Below are 19,396 nucleotides of genomic sequence, written 5' to 3' on the forward strand. Positions count from 1 at the left end.
AAACATAATTTAATTACCGATACCTATGTCACAGCTGGAAATATTCATGATTCCCAGCCTTATATGGCTCGATTAAAACGCCAGCTAGAGCGGTTTGGCTTTAATCCGGTTGGTGTCGGTCTTGATGCGGGTTATTTTACGGCTCCCATTTGCCATTTACTGCTGGCAGAGCAGATATATCCGGTGTTGGGTTATCGCCGCCCCACCCATGGTGCGAATCCCATCAGAAAAAAGCAGTTTATCTATAACAGTCAAAACGATACTTATACTTGCCCAAACGGGCAAACATTAATATATAAAACTACCAGCAGGGAAGGTTATCGTCATTATCATTCTGATGCAACAACCTGCAAAATCTGTCCGTTATTGTCACAGTGTACACAGAGTAAAAATACACAGAAAGTCATCACACGGCATATCTGGGAAGCAGATAAAGAGAAAGCCAACGAGATTCGTTTAAGTCAGTGGGGTAAAAAAGTCTATGCTCGGCGAAAAGAAACCATAGAGCGCAGCTTTGCTGATGCTAAACAACATCACGGACATCGCTATGCACGATTTAGAGGAAGAGCGCAGGTTCAAATGCAGTGTTTATTGGCCGCAACGGCTCAAAATATCAAGAAAATAGCGATAAAGCTATTTTGTTACGTTTTTTTAAGCTATTTTTTAATTTATTTAATAAAATCCAAATTAAAAATCCTATTTATGGTTTAAATAAAAAAATAAACCCCGAATTATATCGAGGTTTGTCATCAATCTGAGCTGGCACGTTATGTGCCAGTTTTTGTTATTATAAATTCATCAACAACATGTTCCCCATTTTTGTATAGTTTAATGGGAAATATTTTCTAGTTTTTATATTACTGGATAATTACTTTCCACAAGAGCTGAATATGCACCTCCTAAATAATCACTACAGAAAAAATCAATTTGTTTAATTATAGATGCAAAATCTAATGGGGGAATATAATTAAATTTATCGGTTTTAAAGCCAACGTTTAATACAAAACGATAATCTTCGAAATCATAGATTTTTATGCCCTTTGAATGAGTTAAATTTTCCATAATAGATGAACATTTAGCAATTAAACAGATGTACTGAAAATTTTTATCAATATAAGCGGTCTTATTTTCAGGGTGTGCCATGCCAAAATGTTGATTTGGTGTTATAGCAATTAAATTTTCAAGGTAATCTGCAATTTCAGGAAAATCAGACTTTGTGAAAATATGATGAATCTGGCTTGCTAAAATATCTTCACCTAATTGATACACTTCAGATTTTCCGTTTCGATATAGATCGTTAAATTTACGCACATCTTTTTTAGCTTTCTGTACCAAATATTCGTGGTAATTTTTTGATTGTTGTTGTTCTAGTGATTGGTGTTCTTGACGTGAAATTTGTTTCGACTTTCCAGATAGTTGATCTCGCCAATTTAAGCGATTATAAGTGAGATCTTGCAGTGTAATTAGGTTTTTAGATATATGTCCTCTTTCTGTTCCCCGCTTTTTATATTTGAATGCTAATGGATTGATAATTTTTGTAAAAATTCGTCCACACTCTATACTACCGTTAATCGGTGTGTTGTCAATCGTAAATGATGTAAACGTATCTTTTAATTGTTGATAACTCTCTTTATTTTGGACTTTAAGAAAATCATTAAAACTAGTAGCCAATCCACTGTCTTTTAATACTTTTTCGATATAATGAGTAAGGAAATTCAGTGTATTTAATGGACGTAAAGCAATATGTTGTAATAATTCAAGGTTATTAATTCGATATAAGTACCTAGTACTAACTTTAGTTTCAATTAAAATTCGACTATAAGCGAGTAACTTAATAGGTTGTCCAAAATACTTATCATATTCATTGCGTGATTTTTGGCTAGGATCTGGTTTTGAAAATATCGTTTGCACATTTTCCTGAGCATATTTACTATCCCAAATGTCTTTAACTGTAAAAGAGGTTGATGTGCTTGATTGTGTATATTCTAGAATACAGTCAGCAATAATTTGCACAACATCATAAGTGCATTTTTGATCAATCCAACGCGCATTACCTGATAGTTTCACATCGTAATCATATTTTGATAAGAAATTTTGAATAAAGTCATTACTCATTTTATCTCCCTATTTTTTAAACCAAACCAAAAAACGCTATTAGCATCAATATTTAACGATCTTGTCTGATAATTCCTTGCTATTTGATAAAAATGTCTAAATTCAGAACTTGCATAATATTTTAATTCATCATCTGATAGATGATATGAAAATTTAGGTATTAATACTGCAACTGAACCATTCATAATGTAGCCTTTTTGTTTTCGCATTAACCTAGGCTTATATGTCATATTTGGTGTTAAATAAACATCTTCACGATCAAAATATTTAGCAACGGATAATTTCATTAATTTTGTTTGCTCAATATAAGCATCATAATTTTCTATATCTATAATTTTATCACCTAAATCACTAATATTTCTAGATTTTAATACTCTAACTTGTTCTGAATGTTTTTTTACTAATGACAAATTTTCATTTGTAATTTGACGATCTCTGAAAACAGTAAACTGGTTAAATTTTAACTTTTTAAACACCTTATCAAAATCTTGATCCCGATATATAACCCAATAAGGTAAAGCAGAATCAAAAATATAATTTGCTTTTTGGATTAATTTTAGTTTTTTAGGTAAAGAACATACATCAATATTTCTTTGATTATTTTCTTTCAAATTACAAATTATATTGATTGTTTCTACCAATACACCTTTAAAACCTAATTCACCAAAATCCAAAATAGATTGGATCTTATTATTTGTTAGCTTTTCTCTTGTTTCCTTATATTCAGGAGTATTAAGTAAATTTTTAGGCATGATTAAAGAAATAACGTCTGCACATTGTAACGATTTTTCAAGGAAAAAGGCCGAGAGATTTTTGACATTTTGGCTATAGTTTTCTATATCAAATAAACTAAGGTCTGTTCTTTTTAGCTTTGTAAAAGGCGGATTACCAATTATTAAATCAAACTTTCTCTCTGGTTGATATAACATAAAATCATTACAAATAAATTCTAATTCAATATTTTCGGGTAATCTTTGTTGATTATAAATTAATTTTACCCATTCTAAAGTTTTGGGGTTAATATCGATTAACGTGAATTTCACTTTTGGGATATGCTTATATTTCTCAAATAAGAAAGGTAAGAAATTACCTGCACCTACAGATGGTTCACAAATATGTAGTTGTGATTTTTCCAAAAAATCAGGTAAATAATTAATGATTTCTTGAATAATAAAAGGGTTTGTATAATAAGCAGAATGATTTTCTCTTTCACTATTACTTAATTCAATAATACGAGAAAGTACCGTAGTATCTATAGTGTTATTTTTAAGTTGTGATAAAAGGTAATTAGATAAACAGTTTTCATCATTAAGTTCATGTCTTTCGATCAGTTGTAATATTTCTTTCTCTGTCATATCAAATTACTTGCTTAATTTTTTCCGCAACCGTTTTAAATATTGCTGTTGGTACAGCTTCCCCAATGCTTTGACGAATATTCATCTCATTTTTCTTAGAAATTTTTTGTTTTTCTGCTAAAGATAAATTATTCAATGTTTCTAATGATATATCGACCCATTTAAATTGATCAGGGATAGTCATTAATTTCATTAATTCACGAATAGAAAAGACACGATCATCTATTGGATGTACAGTATTTTGGCTTGCTAGTTGATCATTTCTAGTATGAATACACGGAGCGACTTTATCATAAAGTTGGCGAGTGTATTTATCCCCATTTTTGGATTTGTTAAGCACTATTTCACCATTTACAATTTTATGGGGACGTTTATTTAATTCAACGTTATCAAAAGCACTTTGCCCTTGCTTAATATCAGTTATCCAAGCTCGCATATGTTCAGGGTAAACACGAAAACTATGATAAAAATCATTATTATCATATTCTCCCCAATCAAGTGATTTCATGTTGCCAATTACTTTCTTAAGAGTAACTTCATCACGTTCATCAGGAAAAAATTGGCTAGGGGAATGTGATAAATTTTTATCCACTCCAATTACTAAAGTTCTTGTGCGAGATGAATTTGAACCATAATTCTTAAAATTGATAATTCGATGTTCAATTTTATAATCCGTTGCCAATTCAGCTAAGATTAAATCGCCAATAGCAACCACTTCTCCTTGATTATTTGTACAACCTGTTTTCCAAAATGCCTGAACATTTTCTAAAATAAAAAAATATGGACGAATATTTTTTATCATATTTACACTTTCAACTACAAGGCTATTTCGCTCAATTTCATTTTCTTTTTTCTTATGATTAGCAACACTCATACCTTGACAAGGAGGCGTTGCAATGACGACATCAACACGATGATAACCTAACTTTTGCCAACGCTGAATTTCTAGATAAATACGTTGTTTGATTTCATCTTGTTTAATATCACCATTAATATATCCAGAATCAAAACGACACTTTTTATTAATTTTTTGAATATTAATTCTTCTTTCAATTAATTCATTAGTTGCAATACATTCATAATTATTTAATTTAAACCCATAACATCCGACTCCGGCAGATGAAAAAAGACTTATGTATGTATGTTTTTTGCTCATCAATTTCTCCTTAATATTATCCAACTATTTTATCCCATATATGTTTTTTGAGAAATGGCCGAGAGGAGATGAATTAGATATAAAAACTAAACCATTTGTATCTTCTATATTTTTCATAATAAGATTTTATTCATTCGCATATAAACTTTATTACGAAAAATATAGTTTATGATCGTATTAATAATAAACTACATATTGTTCAATAAATTGGACGATTAATTTAAGTTCTAGCTGATACTTCTATCTTAAGTGATTTTATCATATATCCTGTAATCCAATTAGATATATTTTAGTTTGCTTACTTATTTCAAATAATAAGAAATGTTAGATCATTCAGTTTAGTTTCATTAGTATTGTTAATTACATTCAATTTTAACAATCCTTTTTACGAGTTCTCGAGAACCATCTGGTTTAACTCGCCAGATTTCATTTCCAACTTGTTCAACATAGCTTTGAGTCTTGAATAACTCTTGAATTTTTCGTTTAGTTAACTCTCCAAATGTATCATCATCAAGTAAACCGTGATCAGTATTCTCATAACGTAAATAATCCTCTTCTGAAGGGTTTTTAATAGCCCTTGCTTTAATATCAGGATAAATTATTGGGCAACTCATTTATTTTGTTCCTTAGTCGAAAAATAAGGACTTAATAGTTTATTTTTTTAAAATATATTTTATAAAAATATCAAATGTATTTCAGTCGTTAAACGACTGTTATTAAAAACGGCTTTACAAGTCATCAATATTCACTTTTACAGTATTATTTGGATTATTAAACCTATCTTCAATAATGCTAAGAATATCTCCATCGTTATCAATGAACTTAGTTACTTCTTTAAAGGGTAATTTTTTGATACAGGCAACATAACGTAAAAAAACTACGTATAGCGTCATTGGGTTCAATATTTAATTGATTCAATACAGAAAATGAATCATTTCTTAATCGCTCATTTACTCTGACTTGAATAGATTTATTTCCCATTCTTTACTTCCCATATATAAGTAGCTGTAATGCATATTGTATTACATCATAGTGTCGTTAAAAAAAAGCAAGTTTCTTTATATTTTTGTAATGGACAAAATAGCTGTTTCAGAAAGTACTTTCTGGAAAGGAGATATATCAGAATTAGGATTAAATACACTTAATTTCAATGATGAATTCATTGAAGATACTTTAGCAGAATAGCTAATTGCCGCGTATAATAAAGACTAAATGTGTTATGTCCATTTAGTCTCTATGCTCCAATTAACTCTTTAATTCATTAACATTATCGATAATTTCACCATCAACACTTAATACAGCATCAGAATACAAATCAAAATAGGCATTATGACCTAATTCTTTTAAATGCTCCAAAAAGCAAATCAAAAAACATTGTGTATAATCTCCTGATGATAAAATTTCTTTGTAAGATGAATTGAAACGGCTAGCAATTTTATGATTGAAATCATTTAAATTGTTACATTGCCATTGTTTTATCAACCAATCTTCCATTTCTGATAGATAGAGATTAAATTCAACACCTTCTCCATCAGAGAATGAATTAATCAAATCATATCGTTTAATATTAGATAATATATCGTCATCAATTTTTATAATATCATCTCGAAGATATAATCTATTAATTTTGTGCATAAGTGTTCTCCTATAGTTTAAGTTTAATTGAAGGAGAACCTCCATTAGGAGTATTCTCCTAATGGAAATTTTTCAAATTGTATATAATCTTTATAAGGCTAATTCATAACGAGTTAGATCAATGAGTTTAACTATTTCAATATTACGAACAATAGGTAATTTGCGTTTCAGATATTCGAGTAAATTAGTTGTTGGGTTTAACTGCCAATGAACTAATACTACATTTACTAAGCCACTAATTACTATGTTCTGGGTAGAATTGTCTACTATTGATGCACGTTTAACTTTACATGGACGATTATTAATTTCACCATCAACCCAAACATTACCAAGAATGTGAGTAATCTCATTTTCAACCTCAATAATTGAATTAAAACTACGCTCAGAAGTGATAATTTCGACCTGATTATTGTCCGTAAACGTGATCTCTAGTTTAAATCCATAATTATTTGTAAATAAGTCTTTAATGTAATTAATTGTCATGATAATTCTCCAAAATTAAGTCAATAAAAAGGAGAATTTATGCCCGATAGGGATAAAATTCCCCTATGGGTGAGTAAAAGATAAGTTTATAAGAACTCAACATCAAACAGATGTCACCAACCTGCAAAAAACAGTGAGTTTGTTGGTTGTTAGTGCGTGATCACCTTAAAAAAGGAACGTCCCATTTTACTGGCTACGTCTGAGAATTAACGATCATCTTCTCTATGTTTGCCACTAAAAGTAGCGAAAAAAATTAGTATAACGATTTAATTAATGCGCTGCTTTGCATCGTTGTAAACATTTAAAGATTCTCGCTTACCTATCGCTAACACTTTGATAATAATAAGCTCATCAATAACTTTATAGACCATTCTGAATCCAGATGACCTCAATTTTATTTTGAAACACCCAGACAGTGAGCCACTTAACTTAGCTGATTCAATATAGGGGTTAATCTGAAGTTTTTTTAACTTTTTTTTAAATTGAAGCTGTATACTCCGATCTAATTTATTCCATTCTTTAAATGCCTTTTCATCGAACACGACTTTAAAGGTCATCCACATTTACCTCAATAATTTTACCAGGATTTCTGAGTCTATCTTCGGCAATTCTAAGAATATCTTCATCTTCGTCAATACACGGAACTAAACGAATTATTTCTGGTTGGTTTGATTTGTGTTTAATTTGCCATAAATCATACTGGGATTGTAATGATAACCACATTCTTGCAGTGCTAATTCCAGCTAGTTCTAATCGCCAAGCTAGGGTTGGCGAAATAGGGGCTTTACCATGTAACACTCTTGATATTGTTTCACGCGAAAAACCTAGATGTTTAGCAAAATCAGTAATAGTCATATTTAATGTATTAGGTAAAATTTCGTCTAATAAAATTTCACCTGGATGTGAAGGGTTAAACATTTCCATAAATGCTCCAATACCTCTAGTTGAACCAGTTTCAAAAAAATTTCCAGCCCTTTATGTTCAAAACTTTTTATCATATAAGTCTGTTCATGTGATGGATTACATCACAAATGGAGAGTTGAAGCAACTGATTTAACAATTAAAAAAGCAAGTTTCCTTGCTTTTTTGAGTTGTTAATTGTTATGCAACATTACTGAGTTCTTCTTGAGGTTCACTTTGATTTTCTAAATGTTCGATTTTATCCGAATATTTAAGCTCACCATCAATTTTAATGCTTGAGATTTTTAGTAATCGAGCTTTTAAATTGATTCCAACATCTCCTTTTTTAACCCCAGTGCTGTATGTAAATGTTTCAGCATAGATATCACCAACACAAAAACTGATTAAGATTTTTTTGTTAGCTTTATTTGCTTCAATACATTTTTCAACTAAGTTTTTTGCTTTTTCACCGGTAACGTTACAGTTAATGTAAGTATATTCGGCGCTTTGACAATTTCCTCTTAGTGCTGCGATTGTACATGATAAATAAGGTTTACCATTTTTGACTTTAACTTCACGGATTCGGTTTAAATAGCCAATTCCAGTTGTATGTAAATCAAAAAATTGTTTAGTTACTGTGTTATTAGTTGAGTTAGTCATAATATTCTCCAAAATTAAGTCAATAAAAAAGGAGAATTTAAGCCCAAAGGGATAAAATTCCCCTATGGGTGAGTAAAAGATAGGTTAATAAGAACTCAACATCAAATGATGTTACCAACCTACAGAAGTAGTGAGTTTGTTGGTTGTTAGGGCGTGATCACCTTAAAAAAGGAACGTCCCATTTCTGGCTACGTCTGAGAATTAATGATCATCTTCTCGTTGTTTGCTACTAAAAAAGTAGAAGAAACAAACTAATTATACTAATTAAGTAAAAATCCGCAATAAAATATTTTGATGAATATTTATTTTTCTATATTAAATATGGTTCACCAAGTTTATATTGATAAATATACAGGTATTTAAAAATTGTAGTGATTATGTTTCATTTCATAAAAAAGTTAATTGTTAAAAATAAACATGAGAGTATCAATAATGAGAATTCATCATCATTGGAAGACTGGTATATTCCAAAATCGGCAACAGAATTGCTTGATACACCTTCTCGAAAAAAGCTGATCTCACTAATTTGGCAACGAGTATCAATTGATCAACAACGGTTTAATAAACTATACATGGATGTTATCAATAATTATGTTGAAATAGTGCAATTACTGCCCGCTTCGGAGGCACACCATCATTCGTATACAGGTGGTATGATTGATCACGGACTTGAGGTGGCAAATTATGCATTGAAGTTGAGGCAATCTTACTTACTTGGAGCTAATGCCGAAGATATTCCAAGACAAGCTCAGGCTTGGAGTGCCGCAGTTGTATACGGTGCATTGTTACATGACATAGGAAAAGTTGTTGTAGATGTGCATGTCGAAATGAATGACGGTAACATCTGGTATCCGTGGAAAAGCAATTTAGATTTACCGTATCGGTTTAATTATAAAAAAGATAGGGATTATTCTCTTCATCCGAGTGCTGCTGCATTGATGATTAAACGAATTTTACCAGATGAGAGTATCACTTGGTTATCTCAATTCCCAGAATTATTTAAATCGTTTTTAAGTTTATGTTCTGGTCGCACTGAAAAAGCTGGCGTATTATCCGAAATTATACAAAAAGCAGATATGTTTTCTGTATCGAATAACCTAGGTGGAGATCCAACAAAAATACTGAGCAAACCAGTATCATTAATGAGTAAAATGATAGTTTCGATAAGGTATTTAATTGAATCGGAATTAATTTTGAATGGTCCAAAAGCTTGCGATGGCTGGTTTGATGGGAAAGATGTTTGGGTTATCAGTAAGTCATTCACCGATAAAATGAAAGCTAATTTGTTGCAAAATGGTATAACTGATATACCGACTGATAATGCAAAAATATTTAATATACTAAAAGAGCACGGGATAGCAATAGCAAATGAGGATAAAACTATTTGGCCGTGTAAAATTGAATCTGAGGAGAGTGGTTGGATTGCTGAAAAATTAACACTTATCCGTATACCTGCTAATGTGGCTTTTCATAATATTACTAATGCTCCAGAACCATTTAAAGGTTCAATCACTCCACTGACAGAAGCTGAAGCTGTTGAAAAAAATGATCTTATGATTCCTGCAATTCCTGCCGAAGCTGATGAAAAGCCAAAATTAAACATTGTATCTGAGTCTGTAGATGACAAAGCTTCTATAATGCAAGATACAATATTTAGTTTATTTTCCAATGTGGATATGGCTGATAATCATGATGATTGCGACAATTCCAAAGAGGACCGTCAGATAAAAAGGAATGATTCAAAAAATAATAATATTTCTATTTCAAATGAGTGTAGTTTTAACACATTAGATAATGATGATATCTATAATCACCCATTTTTTAAATGGGTTAGGAGTCAAATTATTGATAAAAAACTACCAGTTAATAATCAGAACGCATGTATTCATACTATTGACGGCAAAATATTCATGATAACTCCCAAAATTTTTAAAAAATATAGTTTATATATACATGGTAATGATGATGATAGTAACTGGAAACAATATCAACGTGAATTTCAAGAGTTGAAAATTCATACAAAATTTAGTGATGAAGGATTTAATATCTGGAAGTGCCTAATTTCTGGGAAAAGAAAAAGCCATACTTTTATCAAAGGTTATTTAATTGATAACAAACCATTATTTGCTATTGAGAATAATTTGCATGATAATCCACATCTAACATTAATTCATGATGTTAATATTTACAAAAACAATTAGTGAGAAAATGAGAATCAGGAGTATTTATGGAAATAAAAAAAGAAAAAATATCTTGGCAGGAATTGCTCATAGTATATCTAGAATTTAAACAATTGCGTAAACAAACTATCTATAATTATAGAAGGTATATTGAAGCATTTACTCGATTTTTTAATAGTGATTTTACAAATATTAACTCAATTAACCATAAAACAGTATCAAACTTTAGAAGCCATATTTTGGAAGTCAGACAATGTAAACATGTAACGTGGAATAGTTATTGTCGTCATTTTAAAGCGTTAATGGGATTTGGTATAGAACAAAGCTTAGTTATTCAAAAAAAAATCCATTTGATAAGATGTTAATAAAACCAGGAAAGAAAGCTAAAAAGACTATATCACAAGCAGATATTGATATTTGTTTAAGTTTTCTTAAAGAAAAACAGCTAAAAGAATCACCAAGAGATTTTTGTTATCCCGCCCAATTTTGGATAACACTGATTAAAATTTTGCAGTATACGGGTATTCGACGTAATCAATTGTTGCATATTCGTATTTGTGATATTAATGATAAAGATAAAAAACTTTTTTTAAGAGAAGAGGGCTCGAAAACTCATAACGAACGAGAAATTCCTCTGATTGACGATGTTTTTCAAGATATTGTTGAATTAAAGAAACAATTAAAAATGTTAAATAAAAAACCGACCATGCAGCTATTTAATATTTATCATTTTAAAAATGATAAATGTGATTTTTACAAAGAAATGAATTTTGATCGAATAGATGCATTTTTTCAGCGATTATCAAAAGTTTGCAATGTTAAAGTTAGTCCTCACCGATTTCGACATACATTAGCAACAAATTTGATGAAACACCCTGATCGGAATGTAACATTAGTAAAAGAGCTATTAGGGCATTCATCGTTGTCAACAACATTAGAATATATAGTAACAGATCATGATCAATTAAGATCTTGTTTAGATGAGCATTTTAATCAATTAAAATAATGGTTAATTATATAAATAATTGTTTATTGATTATGAAAATTATTCAATAATGGTTTACTACTAGTATTCAATGTAATTGATATAGAATACTAGTAGTAATACATACAATAATGGATGATTATTAATGTTGACAAAATTTTTAATTTATTTATCATTTGTTAACAATATCTATCCCTCTTTATGAGGTATTATTAATACGTGGAAATTAATTAAACATTAAAATCAATTGGTTAGCCGATTCGACTCATAATCGATTGGTCACTGGTTCAAGTCCAGTAGGGGTCACCATCGCAAGAATCAAGCAAGTTTAAAAACGTTCAAAAAACCTTTATCTAACAAGCTTTATCGTTAATTTACGTTTCAACTAAGTTCATCCTGATTTAGCAAAATTCAAACTTTTATGTTATATATTATGTTATACGTTTGAATATAACATACGAGTTGTATAACATGGTAAAAATAGTTAAGCCTCTTACTGATACCCAAATTAAAAACGCCAAGCCAAAAGAAAAGGATTACACTTTATCTGATGGCGATGGGTTGTATTTGTTTATTAAAAAGACTGGTTCTAAAATATGGGGTATTTACATAGAGCATACGAAAACAAAAGCCTACAGTCCGCAAACGAATGGTATATGTGAGCGGTTCCATAAGACGATGAAGACTGAATGTTATGATATTATGTTTAGACGTAAAATATATACAGAACTGAAAAAGATACAACAAGATATTGAGCTTTGGCTAGAGTTTTACAATCGGGAAAGAGCACATTCAGGGAAATACTGTTATGGTAAGACACCTTGGCAAACTTGGGTAGAGGCAAAGCAGCTAGAGAATTTATTTTACTCATCAGACAGCTATTGTGTTAGAACGAATGCCGATGAGTAGGGCGTGTCTGTCAGATTAAATTTAAGCTAGTATATTTTTTAGTTGTGATAAGTTTACCTTACCTTTTAAAAAAGTTGTATGATTTAGTGTAGCCGAACCACGAACTGTTTTGTACTTTTTGGGGTGGAGCTGTTTTCTTTAGTGCTGTGGTTTACTATATTGGTTTAAATGAACTTTTTGTCTTTTTATGTGCATTTTTATTTCCAGTTTTAAGTGGCTTGGCATATGGCATATTGTTTATTATTAAGGTATTAAGATGGTTGATTTGCTTTGTGTTAAAACAAAATAGTAACGCTATTTTAAGCAAGCCTCATGATCCCAATTTTTCAAAACGATAGCAATATCAAAAGGATTGGTTTATTTAAAAAAAACAACATAAAAACTTCAATAAAATAAATGCACTTTCAGAAGGTTTTTTGTGTAATAAAAATAAATATTTTATTGATTTTTTGTTGAAAAATTGTACTTGCTTTTTTCTTAAATCAGCGCTTATATATACATTGATAAGTAATTGGACTTATCGACAATTTTATTAGGAGGAAACTTATCATGGTACAAAAATTTGCTCCATATGGTAGTGATGTTTCGGCTGGTACTTATAAGTGTGCCGATTGTGGCTATATGTATTCAAACCAAAGCAAAAAATCGTTACCTCCTTGCCCTGATCATAATAAAAAACCGCATAGAAAAAATGGTTGGTATATTATGTCTGGACAGGGTGATTCAGTTAATGATCCTCATCCAAATAAAAAGTGATTTTAGTCACTTAAGACGATTAAAGGCAGCCATTGGGTTGCCTTTTTTGATTGTGTCGATTTTAGATAATTGCCGTTTTGATGAATATTTTATTATTTTTTCTGATTTTTTGTGTAAAATAACAACCTAATTAGGCTTATCGAAACTAATAATGCCGCTAAAATAATATAACTTGATTAAGATTCAATATAAGGAATACTGAAGTGAAAAAACGAATAAAATTGGCTGCGCTATTTTCTGCTTTTTTTATGATTTCGAGCGCGTATAGTGCCGAATTGCCTCTGTCAGCAAATATAACTAAAGCCTTTGCGGATAGTGCTAAAAGATCGATATTAGGCGAAGGTGGATCATTTCCGGTTAAAGTCGAAGCGGGTTACGAAGTCACTAATATTTTTTATAACCTTAATAGCGTCGTTTTTGAATACAATATGCCAACCGATAGCCAAAGTGCATCAATGGAAGATATCACTGAAGGCATTAGGCTTGGTCTGAATGCGCAATTTTGTGACAAGCAAGACGTGATTGATGTGTTACGAGCTTATGATATTCGCTTTTTATTCCGCTTACAATTCACTGATAATCGTAATGTGCCTGCAACATTATCAATTGATGAAATTTGTCAAAAACAATAAGCAGATTATTGATTGCAGCCGCATCAATGCGGTGTTTGCTCTCTTAAAGGCGGTTGTAAAATTATCGGTAATTTTGCAACCTGAGTGTAATAAGAAACTGTAAATTAGTATTTTTATTTGTTCTCCACGGTAAAATTAAGTATTGTTTTTTAATGTCAAATTTATCTTTTTCTTTCACTATTTTTACTTTAAAAAAAAATTGAAATAGTTAGCGTAATTATATTTATAATTTTTAAGAAAGATTATATCCTATTGAAAAACTTAAAAATAGGTCACGAGTTAGTGTAGTTTGTAGGATTAAACCAGCTGTTTATAACTTTAGATTTAGTGAATCGAAAAAGGAAATAACTATGAGCCTGAAAAATAGATTAATAGAATACACACAGACTTTGAATGAAGTTCAAGTTGATCACCCTTTTAAAAAATTTCCTGATTATAAAGCACTTCGACATAAATGTAATGGTAAATGGTTTGGTTTAATTATGTCAGTTGAGAAAAATAAATTAGGTTTTCGATCTAACGATATGGTAGAGATAATTGATGTGAAATCCGATCCAGAATTGATTTCTATAATAAAAAATAGTTCAGGTTTATTACCGGCTTACCATATGAATAAAAATCATTGGATCACAATAATGCTCGACGGTTCGATATCATTTGAACAAATCATAAATTTATTAAACCATAGTTATAATTTAACGATCTAAACTGTATGGATATAGTTTTTAGGCAATATATAATTAAGCAATTGGTTTATCCAATAACAAACGTATTATGGATGACTTCTTGAGTATTTTTTATATAAACTATCTGAACAATGTTTTAGGTAGCATAAAGCCCAGATATCGAGCAGATAGTTTAGTTGATTAGTGTAATAGATAATTTTTGGATTTTTTTATCCAGATGACTAAAAATAAGGTTCTACCTAAACTAAATAAAATATAAGAAAGCCATAACCCGTTATTGTCCCAGATTGGTACGCAAATATATTGCGATATTAACCATAATATTAAAGAAAGTATCATTGAATCACGGATAGACGAAGTATAGCTAATGCCCGAAAAGACGCCGTAATAGATCAAACCACCAGCCACCACGATAGGGAAGATGATTAACCAAGGTTGATATTGCAAGCAAATGTCAATAATGTCAATTTGATTGGTGAGTAATTTGATAATAGTAGTATCAAGGGTCAACCAAATTGCAACTAATAGGATTGGACAAATAATACAGGCAAGTTTTGACCAGCGTAACGTTTGATTGTATAAAGTAATGTCTTTAGTGCCTTTTGCTTTGCCACTAAATACGCTTGATGCGTTGGCAAAGCCGTCAAATAGATAAGCCATTAAGTAATGAATTTGGAATAAGACAGCGTTAGCGGCTAATATTTCGGTACTCAAACTAGAGCCAATCGAGATAAAGTGATTGGTGACAATTAACAAACAAATAGTTCGAATCATTAAGTTGCTATTCACTAAAATCACGCCTTTTAATGATTGCCAAGATAATATTGTGGCGAGATCGGTTTTTTGCTTGGCTTTAGGTAAATAACGATAAATAAACCAAATGCCTAATAATGTGCAGATTATTTGCGCGTTTAAGGTTGCAAAGGCGACACCTGATACATCAAATTGAAATCCCCATACCAAAATCATTGCCATAACAATATTTAGTAGATTGATTAATACCTGCAAAAATAAGACGGCTTTTATTTTCGCCATGCCCATTAACCATCCGACTAAAACGTAATTGATTAACACAAACGGCGCACCCCAAATCAGGATAGTAAAATAGGTGTGTGAGTGATGTTGTACGTCTTGATTTGGTTTAATAATCTGCATTGCGGTATTGAAAATCACGCTTTGACAAATAATAAAAATGATACCTAATAAAATTGCAATAAACAGAGGACGGATGAGTGAGGCTCTTAATAAAATGGGATCATCTAATGCTTGTGCTGCAAAACCGGTTGTACTTACACGTAAAAAGCCAAATAACCAATATAGGGTGTTAAAAATAACCGTACCAACAGCAATCCCTGCAATAAATGCTGGATTGGGTAAATGACCCACTAGGGCAGTATCTACAACACCGAGTAAGGGCGTTGTAATGGTTGAAATAATAAAAGGAATTACCAGAGCAAGATAATCTTTAAAATTATACTGCTTATTTAATGGTGATGGCGCTATCATAATTTAAAAACCTAAAATAGAGTCAAGAAGTTGTTTGGAATAAGCATGGTTGACTTGATTTAATTGGTCAATGTTATCCACCTGTTCAACAATGTTACCTTGATAAAAAAAGATAATACGATCGCATAAATAAGTGATTGTGGTTAAATCATGAGTAATAAAAATCGTGGTTAAGTTTAACTGTTTTTGTAAATCAGAGAGCAAAGATAATATTTGCGTTTGTACTGATATGTCTAAAGAACTGACTGCCTCGTCAAATAAAATAAATTTAGGTGAGCAAGCAATAGCTCGTGCAATGCAGATCCTCTGTAATTGCCCACCGCTCATTTCATGAGGAAAGCGGTTATAAAAGGTGTGATCTAAGCCAACTTGCTCTAAAAGTTCATCAATGCGTTTTTTACGTGCGCTTGATGATATTTTTTCGTAAATATCAATGGGTTCGGCAATAATTTCAGATGCAGTAAAATAGGGATTAACCGAGGCATTATAATCTTGAAATACCGCACTAATGTCTCGCCGCATCGCCGATTTACGCCAAGCACGTTGTGTAGTATCATATCCATTAAAGTAGATTTTACCACTGTCAGGTTTTTCAAGTCCTAAAATCAGTTTGCCTAACGTGCTTTTACCACTGCCACTTTCACCAATAATGCCTAAGCATTCCCCTTGATATAATGAGAAAGAGACATCTTTAATAATTGGCGTTTTTTTTCGGCTGAACAAGCCTTGATTGGGTTGTAAAAAGGCTTTCTTTACATTTTCAACTTGCAATAACGGTGGCATTTAAATTGTCTCCGATGTTGATGTAAGGGTATTTGGCTGAATAACGGCATTAAATTTGGTTAATAGCTGTTTTCGTGCATTTATTAAATATTGTGTATAGTCATTTTCAGAATGATAAAAGATATGCTCACAGCTACCTTGTTCGACAATTTTGCCTTGGTTCATCACAATAATATGATCTGCTATATGATGAATAACACCCAAATCATGCGAGATAAAGATCATGGCTGTTTTAGATTGTTGTTTGATTTGTTCAAACATTTTTAAAATATGAAACTGGCTAATTGAATCTAAAGCTGTTGTGGGCTCATCAGCAATAATTAGATCAGGTTCAAGCATTAGAGCAATACCAATCATGATTCGTTGCAACATTCCACCACTGAGTTGATGAGGATATTTATTATAAACTTGTTTAGGATCATTAAGCCCAATATCTGCCATCATATTAAGGGCTTTTGTTATGGCTTCACTTTTGCTGATTGATTGGTGGGCAAGTAATGTTTCGACCACTTGTTTACCAATACGATAAAGGGGATCAAAAGCACTCATAGGGTGTTGTAAAATGACCGAAACCACATTGCCACGAATGAACCGTAGTGTTTCTCTAGTTTGCTTTAATAAATCACCAGTTTCTTGTAACTGAATGTTGGAAGTTTGCGGTGAAAAAAGAATTTTACCTTGAACAGAAAAATAGGGCTCTAATAAGCCAATAATGGCTTTGCATGTTAAACTTTTGCCACTACCGCTTTCGCCAACAATGCCGAGGCATTGATGTTGTTTAAGGTAAAAAGAAATGTCATTGAGCAATTTTTGATTGCTATCAAGTGTTACGGTTAGATTCTTAACCTCAAGCAATTTGTCACTCATGCAGTTTTTTCCTTTGGATCAAGAATATCTCGCAAGCAGTCCCCGAGCATATTAAAGGCAGCAACAACAATTAGAATAGCAATGCCAGGAAAGACCATTTGCATAGGGTGCTGAACCATTACGTTTTTCGCTTCACTTAACATCAGCCCCCATTCAGCCGTTGGCGCTTGTACACCTAATCCAATAAAAGAGAGTGCTGAGATGTTTAAAATAACCCAACCGGTGTCGAGTGTTGCAAGCACAATGAGTTCAGAGATGATATTTGGTAATAAATGACGGCGAATAATAAAACAATGGGGCGCGCCAATTGCTCGCGAAAAAAGAATATAGTTTTTACGACTATATTTAATTACACAGCTGCGGATCATTCGGCTATACCAAGCCCACTTTACAACAATATTGGCGATAATGACATTTTCGATTCCAACGCCAAGTACCCCAACAATGGCAAGTATCATCACTTGACTCGGGAAGGAGAGCATAATATCACACGCTCTCATTATCATTTCATCAAGCTTGCCTCTTTTATAGCCCGAAATTAAGCCAATTATTGAACCAATGATAATGGTAATTGTCATGGTTAATAACGATAAAAAGAGCGTTGTACGAATACCATAAAGTAATCGCGAAAAGATATCACGACCTAAATGATCACATCCGAGCCAATGTTCGGTAGAAATGCTGGCATATTTGCGCACTATTCGAACTTTATTGGGGTCAAAAGGTGCAATATAGGGGGCAAAAATACCTAAAATTATAATAGTGGCAATAATGATTAAACAACATAGCCCAATTTTATTTTTAACAAGTTGTTTAAGTAAATTCATGAAATGTTACCACTATCTCTTAATCGTGGATCGAATAATTGGTGTAAAACATCGACAATAAAATTACAAACCACAAATAAAATAGCCATCATTAAGATATAAGCCTGAATAACTGGGTAATCTCGGTTCATAATTGCTGAAATACATAAGCGTCCAAGCCCTGGCCATGAAAAAATATATTCAACCACAAATGAGCCAGCGATGAGTTGTGGAATAGTCATACCCAACGCAGTAATTGTGGTATGCAATGAATTAACTAATACATGTTTTAAAATGATGATTCGTTCTTTTAGTCCGCGACTGCGGGCATAAAAAATAAAATAGTTATGCATATTTTCGATCATATTGTTTCGAATAAAACGAACATAAGTAGAAATATACACAAATGATAACGTCAAGGTGGGTAAAATTAAATTTTGCCAAGAACCATAACCACCAGTTGGTAATAGGTCAAGATAGTTAGCAAATAGCCAAATCAATAATAGACCAAGCCAATAACTTGGCATGGCAGTACCTAAGAATATGATTATACGCAAAATATGATCAAATATTGAGTTGGAAAAAATGGCGCATAATACACCCAGTACTAGACTAATAATCAAGGTAAAAATAAAAGATGAAGTGGCTAAAATAAGCGTGGGTTTTAAACAGCGGATCATCTCGTCCCAGACTAATCTGTCGCGCTCGATAAATGAACGTCCAAAATCAAGATGAAAGACATTATATAGCCAATTAAAATAGCGTTGCCAAAACGGTTGGTTTAGACCAAGTTCTTGACTCATACTTTCAATTGCTTCAGGGGTTGGCATTATTTCGTTTAAGCGTAATGCCACTTCTGCTGGATCTGAGGGAGCTAAGTTAATTAACAAAAACGCGATAAATGAGATACCGATAACAATCGGTATCATCATTATTAAACGTCTTATTATATAATTTAACATTTTTATTAAGTAATAAAATA

Annotated in this window: 19 protein-coding genes and 3 pseudogenes; 9 read left to right on the plus strand and 13 right to left on the minus strand. The window is 31.6% G+C overall.

Annotation, left to right across the window (positions count from 1 at the left end; all coding sequences use genetic code 11):
• Nucleotides 1-711: transposase (locus A9G24_RS02645; RefSeq protein WP_442902748.1), on the plus strand; the 711-nt coding region annotated here is incomplete at its 5' end.
• 141 nt (nt 712-852) lie between these two features.
• On the opposite strand, the gene A9G24_RS02650 is transcribed toward A9G24_RS02645, so the two are convergent.
• The 8 genes and pseudogenes from A9G24_RS02650 to A9G24_RS02690 all read right to left on the minus strand — a co-directional run bounded on the left by A9G24_RS02650 (nt 853) and on the right by A9G24_RS02690 (nt 8,304).
• Nucleotides 853-2,115 carry a restriction endonuclease gene (locus A9G24_RS02650; RefSeq protein WP_065637651.1) on the minus strand — a complete coding sequence of 421 codons (1,263 nt, stop codon included), beginning with the start codon at nt 2,113-2,115 and terminating at the stop codon, nt 853-855.
• A pseudogene (locus A9G24_RS13300) lies at nt 2,112-4,626 on the minus strand (DNA cytosine methyltransferase). Before A9G24_RS13300 ends, A9G24_RS02650 begins: the two are co-directional and overlap by 4 nt.
• Nucleotides 4,627-4,982: 356 nt before the next feature.
• Nucleotides 4,983-5,240: a hypothetical protein gene (locus A9G24_RS02660; protein WP_065637652.1), complete on the minus strand. Its 258-nt coding sequence runs from the start codon at nt 5,238-5,240 to the stop codon at nt 4,983-4,985.
• A gap of 631 nt (nt 5,241-5,871) precedes the next feature.
• Entirely contained in the window at nt 5,872-6,261 is a 390-nt protein-coding gene (locus A9G24_RS02670) for a hypothetical protein (RefSeq protein WP_065637653.1), read from the minus strand.
• Nucleotides 6,262-6,351: 90 nt separating this feature from the next.
• Nucleotides 6,352-6,744 (minus strand): hypothetical protein, encoded by a 393-nt coding sequence (locus tag A9G24_RS02675; protein ID WP_065637654.1) that lies wholly within the window; start codon nt 6,742-6,744, stop codon nt 6,352-6,354.
• 266 nt (nt 6,745-7,010) lie between these two features.
• Nucleotides 7,011-7,301: a type II toxin-antitoxin system RelE family toxin gene (locus tag A9G24_RS02680; protein WP_065583136.1), complete on the minus strand. Its 291-nt coding sequence runs from the start codon at nt 7,299-7,301 to the stop codon at nt 7,011-7,013.
• Nucleotides 7,291-7,668, minus strand: coding sequence for a HigA family addiction module antitoxin (locus tag A9G24_RS02685; protein WP_065590143.1), 378 nt, complete (start codon nt 7,666-7,668; stop codon nt 7,291-7,293). The genes A9G24_RS02680 and A9G24_RS02685 overlap by 11 nt, the downstream gene beginning before the upstream one ends.
• A 177-nt stretch (nt 7,669-7,845) precedes the next feature.
• Nucleotides 7,846-8,304, minus strand: a complete 459-nt coding sequence (locus A9G24_RS02690) for an STY4534 family ICE replication protein (protein WP_065583138.1) — start codon at nt 8,302-8,304, stop codon at nt 7,846-7,848.
• 377 nt (nt 8,305-8,681) lie between these two features.
• On the opposite strand from A9G24_RS02690, the gene mobH reads away from it, so the two are divergent.
• The 8 genes and pseudogenes from mobH to A9G24_RS02735 all read left to right on the plus strand — a co-directional run bounded on the left by mobH (nt 8,682) and on the right by A9G24_RS02735 (nt 14,473).
• Nucleotides 8,682-10,505 (plus strand): MobH family relaxase, encoded by a 1,824-nt coding sequence (gene mobH, locus A9G24_RS02695; RefSeq protein ID WP_065637655.1) that lies wholly within the window; start codon nt 8,682-8,684, stop codon nt 10,503-10,505.
• 26 nt (nt 10,506-10,531) lie between these two features.
• Entirely contained in the window at nt 10,532-10,849 is a 318-nt protein-coding gene (locus tag A9G24_RS02700; protein WP_065637656.1) for a phage integrase SAM-like domain-containing protein, read from the plus strand.
• Nucleotides 10,843-11,490, plus strand: coding sequence for a site-specific integrase (locus A9G24_RS02705; protein WP_065637657.1), 648 nt, complete (start codon nt 10,843-10,845; stop codon nt 11,488-11,490). Before A9G24_RS02700 ends, A9G24_RS02705 begins: the two co-directional genes overlap by 7 nt.
• Nucleotides 11,491-11,940: 450 nt before the next feature.
• Nucleotides 11,941-12,075, plus strand: a pseudogene (locus A9G24_RS13130) (integrase arm-type DNA-binding domain-containing protein); the annotation flags it as partial.
• A 3-nt stretch (nt 12,076-12,078) separates the two neighbouring features.
• Nucleotides 12,079-12,378: pseudogene (locus tag A9G24_RS13135) on the plus strand (integrase core domain-containing protein); the annotation flags it as partial.
• A gap of 549 nt (nt 12,379-12,927) precedes the next feature.
• Nucleotides 12,928-13,134 carry a hypothetical protein gene (locus A9G24_RS02725; protein WP_065637660.1) on the plus strand — a complete coding sequence of 69 codons (207 nt, stop codon included), beginning with the start codon at nt 12,928-12,930 and terminating at the stop codon, nt 13,132-13,134.
• Between the two features lie 203 nt (nt 13,135-13,337).
• Nucleotides 13,338-13,766 (plus strand): hypothetical protein, encoded by a 429-nt coding sequence (locus tag A9G24_RS02730; protein ID WP_065637661.1) that lies wholly within the window; start codon nt 13,338-13,340, stop codon nt 13,764-13,766.
• A 350-nt stretch (nt 13,767-14,116) separates the two neighbouring features.
• A complete protein-coding gene (locus A9G24_RS02735; protein WP_065637662.1) occupies nt 14,117-14,473 on the plus strand; it encodes an MmcQ/YjbR family DNA-binding protein in 357 nt (118 codons plus the stop codon).
• Nucleotides 14,474-14,632: 159 nt separating this feature from the next.
• Here A9G24_RS02735 and A9G24_RS02740 read toward each other — a convergent pair whose 3' ends face one another.
• From A9G24_RS02740 to opp1B, 5 genes are read right to left on the minus strand one after another with little or no spacing between them, the layout of a single operon-like run.
• On the minus strand, nt 14,633-15,958 hold the full coding sequence (locus tag A9G24_RS02740) for an MATE family efflux transporter (RefSeq protein ID WP_065637663.1): 1,326 nt from the start codon (nt 15,956-15,958) through the stop codon (nt 14,633-14,635).
• Nucleotides 15,959-15,961: 3 nt separating this feature from the next.
• Nucleotides 15,962-16,741, minus strand: a complete 780-nt coding sequence (locus A9G24_RS02745) for an ABC transporter ATP-binding protein (protein ID WP_065637664.1) — start codon at nt 16,739-16,741, stop codon at nt 15,962-15,964.
• Nucleotides 16,742-17,608, minus strand: a complete 867-nt coding sequence (locus A9G24_RS02750) for an ABC transporter ATP-binding protein (RefSeq protein WP_065637665.1) — start codon at nt 17,606-17,608, stop codon at nt 16,742-16,744. It abuts the gene before it with no gap.
• The gene (gene opp1C, locus A9G24_RS02755; RefSeq protein WP_065637666.1) at nt 17,605-18,435 is read right to left on the minus strand and encodes a nickel/cobalt ABC transporter permease; all 831 of its coding nucleotides are present in this window, start codon (nt 18,433-18,435) and stop codon (nt 17,605-17,607) included. The genes A9G24_RS02750 and opp1C overlap by 4 nt, the downstream gene beginning before the upstream one ends.
• Nucleotides 18,432-19,376 carry a nickel/cobalt ABC transporter permease gene (opp1B, locus tag A9G24_RS02760; protein ID WP_065637667.1) on the minus strand — a complete coding sequence of 315 codons (945 nt, stop codon included), beginning with the start codon at nt 19,374-19,376 and terminating at the stop codon, nt 18,432-18,434. The genes opp1C and opp1B overlap by 4 nt, the downstream gene beginning before the upstream one ends.
• Nucleotides 19,377-19,396 lie beyond the last annotated feature (20 nt).

The sequence above is a fragment of the Gilliamella sp. App6-5 genome (genome assembly GCF_001690525.1).
Classification (GTDB): domain Bacteria; phylum Pseudomonadota; class Gammaproteobacteria; order Enterobacterales; family Orbaceae; genus Gilliamella; species Gilliamella apicola_H.